This window comes from Streptomyces sp. NPDC046900 (assembly GCF_040644975.1).
Taxonomy (GTDB): Bacteria; Actinomycetota; Actinomycetes; order Streptomycetales; family Streptomycetaceae; genus Streptomyces.
Genome location: NZ_JBEYXD010000001.1, coordinates 80,169 through 93,858, shown reverse-complemented (window position 1 = coordinate 93,858; position 13,690 = coordinate 80,169). Strand labels below are relative to the sequence as shown.

At 71.6% G+C, this 13,690-nt stretch carries 12 protein-coding genes; 10 read left to right on the top strand and 2 right to left on the bottom strand.

Annotated elements, in window-relative coordinates; genetic code table 11:
* The first annotated feature begins 175 nt into the window (after positions 1–175).
* The 10 genes from ABZ904_RS00395 (at position 176) to ABZ904_RS00350 (ending at position 11,762) form a co-directional block, all read left to right on the top strand.
* Positions 176–1,330: an extracellular solute-binding protein gene (locus tag ABZ904_RS00395; RefSeq protein ID WP_360992054.1), complete on the top strand. Its 1,155-nt coding sequence runs from the start codon at positions 176–178 to the stop codon at positions 1,328–1,330.
* A complete protein-coding gene (locus tag ABZ904_RS00390; protein WP_359390159.1) occupies positions 1,327–2,226 on the top strand; it encodes an ABC transporter permease subunit in 900 nt (299 codons plus the stop codon). The genes ABZ904_RS00395 and ABZ904_RS00390 overlap by 4 nt, the downstream gene beginning before the upstream one ends.
* Positions 2,214–3,026: an ABC transporter permease subunit gene (locus tag ABZ904_RS00385; protein ID WP_360992057.1), complete on the top strand. Its 813-nt coding sequence runs from the start codon at positions 2,214–2,216 to the stop codon at positions 3,024–3,026. The genes ABZ904_RS00390 and ABZ904_RS00385 overlap by 13 nt, the downstream gene beginning before the upstream one ends.
* Before the next feature lie 5 nt (positions 3,027–3,031).
* Positions 3,032–4,102 carry an ABC transporter ATP-binding protein gene (locus tag ABZ904_RS00380; RefSeq protein WP_360992060.1) on the top strand — a complete coding sequence of 357 codons (1,071 nt, stop codon included), beginning with the start codon at positions 3,032–3,034 and terminating at the stop codon, positions 4,100–4,102.
* 63 nt (positions 4,103–4,165) lie between these two features.
* On the top strand, positions 4,166–5,632 hold the full coding sequence (locus tag ABZ904_RS00375) for an HAD-IA family hydrolase (RefSeq protein WP_360992063.1): 1,467 nt from the start codon (positions 4,166–4,168) through the stop codon (positions 5,630–5,632).
* 163 nt (positions 5,633–5,795) lie between these two features.
* On the top strand, positions 5,796–8,162 hold the full coding sequence (locus ABZ904_RS00370; RefSeq protein WP_359390171.1) for a nitrate- and nitrite sensing domain-containing protein: 2,367 nt from the start codon (positions 5,796–5,798) through the stop codon (positions 8,160–8,162).
* The gene (locus ABZ904_RS00365; RefSeq protein ID WP_359390174.1) at positions 8,152–8,601 is read left to right on the top strand and encodes a roadblock/LC7 domain-containing protein; all 450 of its coding nucleotides are present in this window, start codon (positions 8,152–8,154) and stop codon (positions 8,599–8,601) included. Before ABZ904_RS00370 ends, ABZ904_RS00365 begins: the two co-directional genes overlap by 11 nt.
* A gap of 7 nt (positions 8,602–8,608) precedes the next feature.
* On the top strand, positions 8,609–8,989 hold the full coding sequence (locus ABZ904_RS00360) for a DUF742 domain-containing protein (protein WP_360992068.1): 381 nt from the start codon (positions 8,609–8,611) through the stop codon (positions 8,987–8,989).
* A gap of 239 nt (positions 8,990–9,228) precedes the next feature.
* The gene (locus tag ABZ904_RS00355) at positions 9,229–10,017 is read left to right on the top strand and encodes a carbon-nitrogen hydrolase family protein (RefSeq protein ID WP_359390180.1); all 789 of its coding nucleotides are present in this window, start codon (positions 9,229–9,231) and stop codon (positions 10,015–10,017) included.
* Between the two features lie 47 nt (positions 10,018–10,064).
* Entirely contained in the window at positions 10,065–11,762 is a 1,698-nt protein-coding gene (locus ABZ904_RS00350) for an NAD(P)/FAD-dependent oxidoreductase (protein WP_360992072.1), read from the top strand.
* Positions 11,763–11,940: 178 nt separating this feature from the next.
* On the opposite strand, the gene ABZ904_RS00345 is transcribed toward ABZ904_RS00350, so the two are convergent.
* Entirely contained in the window at positions 11,941–12,870 is a 930-nt protein-coding gene (locus ABZ904_RS00345; RefSeq protein ID WP_359390186.1) for an LLM class F420-dependent oxidoreductase, read from the bottom strand.
* A 90-nt stretch (positions 12,871–12,960) separates the two neighbouring features.
* Entirely contained in the window at positions 12,961–13,635 is a 675-nt protein-coding gene (locus ABZ904_RS00340; protein ID WP_359390189.1) for a DUF5995 family protein, read from the bottom strand.
* Positions 13,636–13,690: the final 55 nt, after the last annotated feature.

Here is a 13,690-nt window from a genome sequence, read left to right as displayed (position 1 = left end):
AGCCTAATCGAGACCTGCACGTGATCAGTACCGGCGGTGAATGTGCAGGCAAGTAGGGTTCAGGGTTTCGCCGCTGTTCATGAACAGGACACCGGTGCCGGGCGTACTGGGGTCGACTTGTTCAGACAAGTTCTGCTTCCGACCCGAGTCTTCGTGCGTACTCCTGGAGAGACCCGTGACCGTGTTCCTGCCGAGGACCGCCGTCCTCACCGGTGGCCTTGCCGTCGCCGCACTCGCCCTCAGCGCCTGTGGCGCGGCCCCTGACAACGCGTCGACCTCCGCGGACGGCAAGAGCGCGGCCACCGCGACCTCGGCCGCGGACCTGGGCGGCCTCGACGCCCTGGTCAAGGCTGCCAAGAAGGAGGGCACGCTGCACGCGATCGCCCTGCCCCGCGACTGGGCCAACTACGGCGCTCTGATCGACGGCTTCCAGAAGAAGTACGGCATCAAGATCGACGTCGAGAGCCCCGACGGCTCCAGCCAGGACGAGATCAACGCCGTGACCTCCCGCAAGGGCCAGGACCGTGCGCCCGACGTCCTCGACCTGGGCAGCTCCTTCGCGCTCAGCGCCGCAAAGCAGGGGCTGCTCGCCTCGTACAAGGTGGCCTCCTTCGGTGACATCCCCACCGCTCAGAAGGACCCGCAGGCCCGCTGGTACAACGACTACGGCGGCTACGTCTCCATCGGCTGCGACGCCAAGCGCGTCAAGGTGTGCCCGACCACCTTCAAGGACCTCCTCAAGCCGCAGTACAAGGGGCAGGTCGCGCTCAACGGCAACCCGACCAAGTCCGGTTCGGCCTTCGGCGGTGTCTACGCGGCCGCCCTCGCGAACGGCGGATCCTTCGACGACATCCAGCCCGGTCTCGACTTCTTCGCCAAGCTGAAGAAGAACGGCAACTACACGCCCGTCGAGTCGACCCCGGCCACCGTCGAGAAGGGCGAGACCCCGATCAGTATCGACTGGGACTACCTGAACGCCGGCTACGCCGACGAGTTCAAGTCCAAGGGCCTGGACTGGAAGGTGGCCATCCCCACCGACGGCCAGTACGCCCAGTACTACTCGCAGGCCATCAACAAGGACGCCCCGCACCCGGCGGCCGCCCGCCTGTGGCAGGAGTACCTGTACAGCGCCGAGGGCCAGAACGTGTGGCTCAAGGGTTACGCCCGCCCTGCCCTGATGACGGCCATGGACACGGCCGGCACGCTCGACAAGACCGCCGCCGCCAAGCTTCCCGCGGTCTCCGGCACGCCGTCGTTCCCCACCGAGGCCCAGCAGGACAAGGCCAAGACGGTCCTCGCGCAGGGCTGGGGGAAGGCCGTCTCCGGATGACCGCCGTCCTCACCGAGGCCGAGGTGGCGCCCGCCGCTGCTCCGCAGCAGCGGCGGCGCCGCCCCTTGGGCGCACTCGCCGTCCTCCCGCTGCTCGCCTTCACGGCGATCGCCTTCGGCATCCCCGCCCTCGCCATGCTGAACGGCGCCTTCACGGTCAAGGACCCGGCCACGGGCGCCACCTCGTACAGCGCGGCCAACCTGACCACCTCTCTGCACGGCGCCTACCTCACGGCCCTGATCGGCAGTGTGAAACTGTCCGCGGTCTCGGCCGCCGCCGGCACCGTGTTCGGACTGCTGTTCGCGCAGGTGGTGGCGACCTCCCGGTTCCGCGCGCTGCGCGAGGCCGTGCTCACCGCGTCCGGTGTGCTCGCTAACTTCGGCGGCGTCCCGCTGGCGTTCGCCTTCGTCGCCACGCTCGGCAACTCCGGTGTGCTCACCCGCCACCTGCGCCTCGCCGACCAGGGCTGGAACCTCTACAGCTTCTGGGGCCTGGTGATCGTCTACCTCTACTTCCTGATCCCGCTGATGGTCCTCACCATCACCCCCGCCCTGGACGGACTGCGCACCCAGTGGCGCGAGGCCGCCCAGAACAACGGCGCGACGGCCTTCCAATACTGGCGGCATGTGGCCCTGCCCGTGCTGCTGCCCTCGCTGCTCGGTGGATTCGTCCTGCTCTTCGGCAGCGCCTTCGCCGCGTACGCGACGGCCGCGGCCATGGTGGGCAGCGCCGTCCCGCTGGTCACCCTGCAGATCGCCGACGCCATCTCCGGCAACGTCCTCGTCGGGCAGGAGAATGTGGCGCTGGCCCTCAGCCTCGACATGGTCCTCGTCGCGGGCCTGGTCATGGCCGTGTACCTGCCCCTGCAACGACGGAGCACGCGATGGCTCGCCTGAACCTGTGGCGCTGGGCCGTCCTGGCCTGCGCCGGCCTGTACTTCCTGGTGCCGCTCGCCGCCTCCGTGATCTTCACGGTGGACGTGCCCGGCCAGGGCGTCACCTTCGACGCCTACAGCCAGATCGTCTCCACCGCCGGATTCGGCTCCAGTCTGGTGCTCTCGCTGGAGCTGGCCGCCGCCACGATCGTTCTGGTCCTGCTGCTGATGGTGCCCGCCCTGGTCGCGCTGCGGCTCGGGGCGCCCCGGCTGCGGCCGGCCGTCGAGGTGATCTGCTCACTGCCGCTGGTCGTGCCGCCGATCGCGTTCGTCGCCGGGATCTCCACGGTCCTCAAATGGGGGCCCGAGTACCTCTCCCGCACGCCGCTGTTCCAGACGTTCGTGGCCATCCAGAACCCGGACTTCCCGTTCGTGTTGGTCCTGGCGTACGTCGTGATGGCTCTGCCCTTCGTGTACCGGGCCCTGGACGCGGGGCTGCGCGCCATCGACGTGCGCACCCTCGTCGAGGCCGCGCGCAGCTGTGGGGCGAACTGGGCGCAGGCCCTGCTCCAGGCCGTCCTGCCCAATCTGCGCGGCGCGCTGCTGAACGCCTCCTTCCTCACCCTGGCCCTGGTCCTCGGTGAGTTCACCGTCGCCCAGCTGCTGGGCTTCACCCCGTTCGCCGTGTGGATCTACAGCGTCGGCGGCTCCCAGGCCCAGCTGTCCGTCGCCGTCTCCGTGCTCAGCCTGCTCGTCACCTGGGCCCTGCTCCTCTCGCTCGCCGTCTTCGGCGGGCGCTCCCGTACCGCCGCCAAGGGATGAACCACATGACCACCGACAAGGCTGCGACGCGCGACAACGCGGCGACAGTCGAATTCCACGGTCTGCGCCGCGAGTTCGGCCCGACCGTCGCCCTGGACGGACTCGACCTGACCGTGCGGCCCGGGGAACTCCTCGCCCTGCTCGGTCCGTCCGGCTGCGGCAAGACCACCGCGCTGCGCATGCTCGCCGGGTTCGAGCACCCGGACGCGGGCGAGGTGCGCGTCGACGGCGAGGACGTCACCCGTGTTCCGGCCCACCGCCGCGACGCGGGAATGGTCTTCCAGTCCTACAGCCTCTTCCCGCACCTCAGCGCGCTCGACAACGTGGCCTTCGGGCTGCGGATGCGCAAGGTGCGCACCTCCGAACGGCTGGCCCGCGCGGCCGAGTTGCTCGACCTGGTGGGTCTGGGCGACAAGGGCGGCCGCTTCCCCCACCAGCTCTCCGGCGGCCAGCAGCAGCGCGTCGCACTGGCCCGGGCGCTCGCCCTGCGCCCGCGCGTCCTGCTGCTCGACGAGCCGCTGTCCGCCCTGGACGCCAAGGTGCGCCTCACGCTGCGCGAGGAGATCCGCCGGCTTCAGCAGGAACTCGGCATCACCACGCTGTTCGTCACCCACGACCAGGAGGAGGCGCTCTCCATGGCCGACCGGGTGGCGGTGATGCGTGCCGGGAAGCTCGAACAGTGCGCGGCCCCCTCCGAGTTGTACGACCGCCCGGCCACCGCTTTCGTCGCCGAGTTCGTCGGCACGATGAGCCGGATCCCGGGCCGGCTGACCTCGGGCGAGGTGGACGTGCTCGGGCAGCGGCTGCCCGTCGACGGGGACGCTCCCGCCGCGGGAGAGGTGGACGTGCTGGTGCGGCCCGAGGCGGTCCGGGTGGCCCCGGACGACGACGGCGGCGCGCGCGTGGTCGCCACCGCCTTCCTCGGCGCCACGATCCGGCTGACGGTACGCCTGTCCGACGCCACGGAGGTGAAGGCCGACCTGCCGGCACACGAGGCCGCCGCCCTGACCGCGGGTGCCGCGGTGACGGTGACGCTCCCTCAGCGCCCGGTTCTGGTCGCCGAACGCACCCGCTGACCGGCGCCCTGCCCCCTGATGTGATCCCTGCTACCGATCCCCCCACACATGAAAGAGAACACCGTGACGCAACTGCCTCTCCAAGCCGTCCTCTTCGACATGGACGGCACGCTCGTCGACACCGAGCGGCTGTGGTGGGAGGCGGTGGAGAGAGTCGCGGGCGGACTCGGCCGGCCGCTGGGCGAGGAGGACCAGCCGCAGGTGCTCGGCCGTCCCGTCGAGCACACGGCCGACTGGCTGGCCGGACTCACCGGCGCCCACGCCGCCGACCTCGCCACCGAGCTGCACCGTGAGTTCGCGGACCGCGTCCGGGGCGGGATCGTGCCCCGCCCCGGCGCGCTCGACCTGCTCGATGCCCTCGCCCGTGAGGGCATCCCCACCGCACTGGTGACCGCCTCCTCCCGCGCCGTCGCCGACACCGTGCTCGAAGCGCTCGGCGCCGGGCGTTTCGCGGTCTCCGTCACCGCCGACGACACCGAACGCACCAAGCCGGCGCCCGACCCGTACCTCGTCGCCTGCCGTGCGCTCGGCGTCGACCCCGTCGGCTGCGTGGCCGTCGAGGACACCCAGACCGGCGTCGCCTCCGCCGAGGCCGCAGGCTGCTCCGTGCTCGCCGTACCGTCGCTCGCGCCGATCGGCGCGGCGCCGGGGCGGACCGTGCTGGCCAGCCTGGAGGAGGTCACGCCCGAGCGGCTGCGCTCGCTGCTGCCGTACGAACTGCGGGTGATGACCTGGAACCTCTGGCTCGGCGGCAGCCGGGTCGACGACCACCGGGCCAAGCAGCTGAAGGCCGTCCTGGAGACCGGGGCCGATGTGGTGGGCCTGCAGGAGACGGGCGGTACCGCGGCCGGGGAACTGGCCGAGGCGCTCGGCTGGTACCACCACCGGGCGGGCGAGAACCTCGGCGTCATCAGCCGGTACCCCATCACCGCGCACTTCGGCGATCCGGACGTGGGCTTCTACGGGGCGGCGGGCGTCCGTCTGCGCATCGGCCGGGGGAGCGAGGTGGACGTCTGGACGGCCCATCTGGACTACACCCCGTACGGGCCCTATGAATCCGTCTACGACGGGCTGCCCGCGGCCGAGCTGATCGCGCACGAGGAGGCGCGCCTGGCCCAGATGCGGGACGCCCTCCAGCGGATCGGCGAGTCGGCCGGTAACGGTGTTCCGGTCGTGCTCACGGGCGACTTCAACTGCCCCTCGCACCTCGACTGGCCGGACGTGGCGTGGCCGGTGACGAAGGCGGCCGAGGAGGCGGGCCTGTGCGACTCCTATCGCGAGGCCAACCCCGACCCGGCCGCCGAGCCCGGCCACACCTGGTCGCCGATCCACCCGGTGAACGAGCGCGGCAGCGGACGTCCCGAACCGCAGGACCGGATCGACTACGTGCTGCACCAGGGTCTCGCGGTGCTCGACTCCCGGACATACGTCTGCGGCACCCCCCGCCCCTGGCCCGATGTCTTCGGCAACGACTGGCCGTCGGACCACGCGGCGGTGATCACCAGATTCGCCGTGTACCGCGCGGACTGAGCGCGCCGGTGGGGACGGCTGAGGCGGGTGTTACCGGAGGCAACCATTGCGGGTGATACATGGCATCCCATAGGTTGTGCGCGCTTACTACCGGCGGGTAAGTCTCGCCGGTCAGCGGTTTTTTGCCCCGGCCACCCGATCGTCCTGTCGTTCTGGGGAAATCATGCGCTGGTCCTTCGGCCGTCCCACCACGGTCCGCGGCAGGATCGTGGCGCTGGCGTTCGCGCCGGCTCTCGCCCTGATGACTCTGTGGAGCTTCGCCATGGTGTCGGTCACCGGCGAACTCCGCGCGCTGGTACGGGTCCAGGGCGTGTACGTGGACTTCGGCACGCCCGTCGACACGGCGATCGGACAGATCCAGATCGAACGGCGGCTCGCGGCCGCGTACCTGGGCGGGGGCCACCGCAACGGTGCGGCCCTTGACCTGCTCCAGCAGCAGCGGCGCACCGACCGGGTCGTCGGCGCGATGCGCGACGCGATCCACAACGGGGACCGCGGCCGCCTTTCCGACCGGCAGCGGCAGGTGCTCGACTCCATGCTCGCCGCCGCCGACAAGCTGGAGGGGCTGCGCGAGCGCGTGCTCGCGGGCCGTATCTCCTGGGACGACGCGGTCGCCGAGTACAGCGGGCTGGTGGAGCCGGGCTTCGACAACCAGTCCGCCCTCACCGCACTGCAGGCCGGGCAGATGGCGCGGGAGGCGCAGGTCGTCAGCGAGCTCGTACGGGTACGCGAGTTCGTCTCGCGCGAGGACGCCCTGGTCGCCGGGGCGCGCGCCGCGGGCAAGCTGACCGACCGCCAGTACGACACCCTCACGGCGACCATCGAGGACCGCCGGGTCTTCCAGCGGACGTACGTGCCCGATCTGCCCTCCGACTCGCGGACCCTGTTCGAGACGTTCCAACGCGAGGACGTGTACCGCGCGTTGACCACGGGCGAGGACGCCCTGCTGCGGGCCGGCGCCGACGGTGCGGGCAAGGCCGTAGCGGCGGAGTCCTGGCGCACGACCACGGACCGTGCCGTCAAGCGCTACATGCTGCTGTGCACCCAGTCGGCCAAGAACGCGGCCGCACGCGCCCGGGCGTTCGCCTACCGGGAGCTCACGAAGGCCATCGTCGTCGGAGCGCTGGGACTGGCCGCCGCGGGTCTGTCGCTGTGGTTCGCGGTGCGCGGCGCCCGCCGCATCTCCCGTCGTCTGGAGACCCTGCGGGACGCGGCCGACCTGCTGGCCACCCGTCAGCTCCCGGACGTGATGGAGCGGTTGAGCGCGGGTGAGGAGGTGGACGCCCAGGCCGCGGCGCCGCCCCTGGCCGGCGGGGAGTCCGGCTCCGACGAGATCGAGCAGGTGGGCCGGTCCTTCAACACCGCCCGTCTCGCGGCCGTCGAGGCCGCCGTCAAGCAGGCCACCCTGCGGCGCGGGCTGTTCGCCGTGCTGCTCAACATCGCCCGGCGCAACCAGGCACTCGTGCACCGACAGCTGAAGCTCGTCGACACGCTGGAGCGGCGCACGGAGGACCCGGACGTCCTGGACGAGCTCTTCCGCATCGATCATCTGACCACCCGGATGCGGCGGCACGCGGAGAGTCTGATCATCCTCTCCGGCGCGGCGCCCGGCCGCAGATGGCGGCGGCCCGTGCCCGTCGCCGACGTCGTCGCCTCTGCGGTCAGTGAGATCGAGGACTATGCGCGGGTCGTGATCCCGCCGATGGCGGAGGTGGGCATCGCCGCGGACGCCGTCGCCGACGTCGTCCATCTGATCGCCGAACTCGTAGAGAACGCCGCCGTGTTCTCCCCGCCCAACGCCCAGGTCACGCTGCGCACCAGCCGTGCCCGCGGCGGATTCGTCCTGGAGATCGACGACCGCGGCCTCGGACTCGACCCCGAGCAGATCGACGAGGCCCACCGCACCCTCACCCGCCCGGACGACTTCGACCCGACGCGGCACGACCGGCTCGGCCTGTACGTCGTGGGCCGGCTCGCCGCCCGGCACGGCATCGACGTCACGTTGTGCCGGTCGCCCTACGGCGGTACGACGGCGGTCGTGCTGCTGCCCGAGGCGCTGCTGGCCGACGTCGCGGCCGGGGCCGTGGCGCCCGCGGCCGAGGCTCCCGCACGGGAGCTGCCTTCGCGGCGCGGGACGGCGGTGCTCGCCCCCGAGCGGGCCCCGGAGCTGACCCGGGAGGAGGAGCACAGGATCCCGATGCCCCCGGCGGACATCGAGGCCCTGTCCCGTGCGGCGAACTGGCCGGGCGGTGGGCTGATGGCTGGTACGGCGGATGCCCCCGCCCTCCCCACCCGCGTGCGCCAGACCTCGCTCGCTCCCGGCCTGCGCACCGAATCCCCCTCCGCCGACGCCGCAGCGGAGCGCGAGGTGAGTGCCGACGAGCTGCGGTCGATCCTCGGCGCCTTCCAGCGCGGCCTCGACCGCGGCCGCAAGGGCATCCCCACGAGCACCGCACCCACGGAGCGGGCCGAGCCCCCCACGGAGCCAACCGAAACCGAGGAAGGGACGGACTCCCACGATGCGCCGTGACCAGAGCCCCGAGTCCACCGACGAGGCCGGTCAGCCGCCAGGCTCGGACCTCGGCTGGCTGCTCGACGACCTGGTGGCCAGAACCGACCATGTGCGCCAGGCCGTGCTCCTGACCGCGGACGGCCTCCCGCTGAGCTCCTCGGACGGCATGCGCAGAAGGGACATCGAGCACCTCGCCGCCGTCTGTTCCGGCTTCCACAGCCTTGCCCGCTCCGCCGGGGAGCGGTTCGAGGCCGGTGAGGTGCGGCAGACCATGGTCATGCTCGATGACGCCTACCTCTTCATCACCCCGGCCGGCGACGGCAGCCGGCTGGCCGTGCTCAGCGAGGTCCAGACCGACGTGGGGCAGCTGGCCCACGAGATGGCGCTGCTCGTCCGCCGCGTCGGCCGCCACATGGACGCCGCCGTCCGCTCGGCCGCCGACCCGGGGGCTTCCTGATCCGGCTGTGACCGACGACCAGTGGTACGAGGACGAGACCGGGTCGATGGTGCGTCCGTACACCGTCACCCGAGGCCGCACCCGGCCCTCGGACAGGCACACCATCGACCTCATGTCCTACGTCACCGTCCTGGAGCCGGAGGACGGCCGGCCGGGGGTGGATCACGCCCGTGCCCGGCTCCTCGACCTCGTGCGGCGCGGCCCGCGGCCCGTGGTCGAGCTCGCCGCGGACGCCGACCTGCCGCTGACGGTCGTACGCGTGCTGCTCGGCGATCTGGCCGAGGCCGGCCTGGTGCGCATCGATCCGCCACTGCGCTCACCGCGAGGCGGAGCGGCGGCCGGCCCCGAGCTGCTGCAGGAGATCGTGCAGCGGTTGCGGGAGCTGTAGCGGCCGCCGGCCCGCCGCCACCTTCCCGGGCAGCAGGGGCGGCACGGGCCGTCCGCAGGGACACCGCTGTGACCTGCGCCTCAGCGGTACATGGGGTGCGCAACGAATCGCCGCTCCACCCTCGCCGGACGCAACGATCCGCTCACCCGCGCGCAACGGCTTCTCCTTGTTCCGGCCGGGGGCGCGACCGTACCGTCTAACTGGCCCCCAACCCCCTTCGGTACCGGTGGAGAACACGTATGCGCACCGCCCTGCTCCAGAGCTCCGGACAGCCCGGCTCGGTCGTCGAGAACCTCAAGGTCCTCGACGAGGCCGCGGGCCGTGCCGCCGCCGCGGGCGCCGGGCTGCTGATCGCGACGGAGTTGTTCCTCACCGGATACGCGATCGGCGACGGCATCGCCCGGCTCGCCGAGCCGGCCGACGGAGACTCCGCGGACGCCGTGGCCGAGATCACCACCAAGCACGGACTGGCGATCGCCTACGGGTACCCGGAGCGGGACGGCGAGAGCGTCTTCAACTCCGCGCAGCTCGTCTCCGCCGACGGCACCCGCCTCGCGAACTACCGCAAGACCCACCTCTTCGGCGGCTTCGAGCGCGACCACTTCACCCCGGGCGAGAGGCCCGTCGTGCAGGCCGAGCTGAACGGCCTGCGGATCGGGCTGATGATCTGCTACGACGTCGAGTTCCCGGAGAACGTCCGCGCCCACGCCCTGGCCGGCACCGACCTCCTCGTGGTCCCGACGGCGCAGATGCACCCCTTCCAGTTCGTCGCCGAGTCCCTCGTCCCGGTGCGGGCCTTCGAGAACCAGATGTACGTCGCGTACGTCAACCGGGTCGGCCAGGAAGGCGAGTTCGAGTTCGTCGGGCTCTCCACCCTCGCCGGGCCCGACGGGATCGCCCGGGCACGTGCGGGCCGCGTGGAGGAGCTGGTCCTCGCCGACGTGGACCCCGTCCACCTCGCCGCGTCCCGCGAGGCGAACCCTTACCTCAAGGACCGCCGCCCCGGCCTCTACGGGTCCCTTGTCTGACCCTCAGCCTTCCCCAGAGTTCTTTCCGCGCAAGGAGTCCGTACCCCATGACGTCCACGGTGCCCAACGCCGTCCAGCACGCAGACGAGCAGCAGCCCCCGATCACGATGTTCGGGCCGGACTTCCCCTACGCGTACGACGACTTCCTCGCCCACCCGGCGGGCCTCGGCCAGATACCCGCGACCGAGCACGGCGCCGAGGTCGCGGTCATCGGCGGCGGACTGTCCGGCATCGTGGCCGCGTACGAGCTGATGAAGATGGGCCTCAAGCCCGTCGTCTACGAGGCCGACCAGATCGGCGGCCGGCTGCGCACCGTCGGCTTCGAGGGCTGCGAGCCGTCCCTGACGGCCGAGATGGGCGCCATGCGCTTCCCGCCGTCCTCCACAGCACTGCAGCACTACATCGACCTGGTGGACCTCGAGACCCGGCCGTTCCCCAACCCGCTGGCCGAGGCGACCCCCTCCACCGTCGTCGACCTCAAGGGCGAGAGCCACTACGCCGAGACGCCCGACGACCTGCCGCAGGTCTACCGCGACGTGGCGGCCGCGTGGAACGCCTGCCTGGAGGAGGGCGCCGACTTCTCCGACATGAACCGCGCCATGCGCGAGCGCGATGTGCCGCGCATCCGCGAGATCTGGTCCCAGCTGGTCGAGAAGCTCGACAACCAGACGTTCTACGGCTTCCTCTGCGACTCCGAGGCCTTCAGGTCCTTCCGGCACCGCGAGATCTTCGGCCAGGTCGGCTTCGGCACCGGCGGCTGGGACACCGACTTCCCGAACTCCATCCTGGAGATCCTGCGCGTCGTCTACTCCGAGGCCGACGACCACCACCGCGGCATCGTCGGCGGCTCCCAGCAGCTGCCCCTGCGCCTGTGGGAGCGCGAGCCGCAGAAGATCGTGCACTGGCCGTACGGGACGTCCCTCAGCTCCCTGCACGAGGGCGGCGCGCCCCGCCCCGCGGTGACCCGGCTGTACCGCACGGCAGGCAACGCGATCACCGTCACCGACGCGAACGGCGACATCCGCACCTACCGCGCGGCGATCTTCACCGCCCAGTCCTGGATGCTGCTCTCCAAGATCGACTGCGATGACGAGCTGTTCCCGATCGACCACTGGACGGCGATCGAGCGCACCCACTACATGGAGTCCAGCAAGCTGTTCGTGCCGGTGGACCGGCCGTTCTGGCTGGACAAGGACGAGCAGACCGGCCGTGACGTCATGTCGATGACGCTCACCGACCGGATGACACGCGGCACCTACCTGCTGGACGACGGCCCGGACAGGCCCGCGGTCATCTGCCTGTCCTACACCTGGTGCGACGACAGCCTGAAGTGGCTGCCGCTGTCCGCGAGCGAGCGGATGGAGGTCATGCTGAAGTCGCTCGGCGAGATCTACCCCAAGGTCGACATCAGGAAGCACATCATCGGCAACCCGGTGACGGTCTCCTGGGAGAACGAGCCCTACTTCATGGGCGCGTTCAAGGCGAACCTGCCCGGCCACTACCGCTACCAGCGGCGTCTGTTCACGCACTTCATGCAGGACCGGCTGCCCGCCGGCAAGCGGGGCATCTTCCTCGCCGGCGACGACATCTCGTGGACCGCCGGCTGGGCCGAGGGCGCCGTGCAGACCGCGGTCAACGCCGTGTGGGGCGTCATGCACCACTTCGGCGGCGCGACCGACCCGGCCAACCCCGGACCCGGTGACGTCTACGACGAGATCGCGCCGGTGGAACTGCCGGAGGACTGATCCGGACCTGAGCGAAGCAGCGGCGGGGTGCGCCCGCCTGGGCCGACGCCCCCCCGTGCTGTGACGCGCCGCCGCGGATCGCACGCGTCAGCGTCGCAGCGGCCGGCGGGGCTCCTGATGCCGGTGCCGGTCGGGCCCCAGCGCCGGTGCCGGTGGGCGGCGCCCGGGATTCCGTCGGTCAGACGCCGGTCGCCCGCGCCGTCGTCATCAGCTCCGCGGCCACGTCCTTGAGCTCCTCCGCGTCCCGCGTCGAGCTCTGCACGTCGACCAGGATCTCGTCCAGGCCGATCTCCGTGTAGGCGGCCAGGTCCTCCACGATCTGGTCGACGTTCCCCTGGAAGGGAGAGCGCTCCGGACCGTCGTACGCCTTCGCCGAGTACGTCGCATTGACGCGCAGCACGGCCTGGAGCGGTGTCACCCGCCCTTGCTCGGCCGCCAGGTCCTGCAGTTCGCGCCACTGCGCGGCCACCTGGTCGGCGCCCATGGCCAGCGGCAGCCAGCCGTCGGCCTTGTCGACGAGCCGCCGCCGGGCCGTCCTGTTGCTCGCTGCCAGCAGGATCGGGATCGGCCGCGCCGGCTTGGGGGCGACCACCGAGGAGGAGATCCTGGTGAGCGTGCCCTCGTAAGAGACGGGGTCCGGGCCCCAGACCGCGCGGCAGACGTCGATCACCTCGTCCAGGGCCTTGCCGCGCTCCTCGAAGGGGCGGACCGCGGACGCCGCGTACTCGTCGAGGGACCAGCCGGTGCCCAGACCCGCCACGACCCGGCCGCCGGCGGCCGCGTCCAGTGAGGCGAGCGCCCTGGCGAGCTGGAAGGGCACGTGCAGGGGCGCCACCAGCACACTGGTGCCGAGCCGGGCGCGATGTGTGGCGGCGGCGGCAAGCGTGAGCGTCACCAGGGGCTCTGCGACCCCGCGGTAGCTGTCCGGCCAGGGCAGCCCCTCGATGTCGTACAGACCCTGAGAGGTCGCCGTGGGGAACAGGGCCCGCTCGTACACCCACAGGCTTTCGTAGCCCATCTCCTCCGCGGCCCGTGCCACGTCGGGCACGTCCCGCCCGATCTCGTAGTGCTTGTTCTGGGGCAGGCCGAGTCCGAGCCGGGTCGCCATACCTGCTGCTCCTTCGCCGTGGATGTGCCCCCGGCTCAACGTACAACGACGTCACGGCAGTTCTTCGCCGCGACAGGCAGGGGCATTCGATCAGTCCGGCAGCGGGGTGAGCAGGATCCGGTTGGCGAATCCCACGACCGCGTCCAGCCGCCGGGCGAACTCCTCGCCCACCTCGGGAAGGTCCCGCAGGGCCCACAGGGCGCGGGCCGCCGCCCAGGCGGCCTCGCGCGCCCGCTCCAGGCTCCAGGCGCCGAGCAGGTGGGTAAGGGGGTCGGCGACCTGGAGCAGATCGGGGCCGGGCATCAGATCCTCGCGGATGCGCTCCTCCAGCGACCCGAGCAGGTCGCCCACGCGATCGAACTCGTCTTCGAGGTCGGCGGGTTCGCAGCCGAGCGTGCGGCAGGAGTCCACCACGGCGAGCGCGAGATCATGCCCGATATGGGCATTGATCCCGGCGAGCGCGAACTGCAGCGGGCGAACGCCGGGATGGCGCCGCAACTGGAACAGCGGCCGCCAGCACGCGGGTACCGGGCCGTCCTCGGCGACGGACAGATACCGCTCGGCGAACCGGACGCCGAGCGCCGCCGCGGCACGCCGGTCCGGGAATTCACCGGCGTCCACGCGGCGGTCGACCTCCTCGGTGACCGCGAGGTAGACACGGTTGAAGACCGCGACGCCGTCGTGCTCCGGCCATACCGCGTCGAGCGCGCGCATACGTGAGACGACCGTGTCCACCTCGGTCGTGAACTGCTCCAACCGCACCATGGGGGAAGGCTCGCAGGCCGCGGCCCACCGGAGCGCCTCCGGCCCGTGGGCTTCC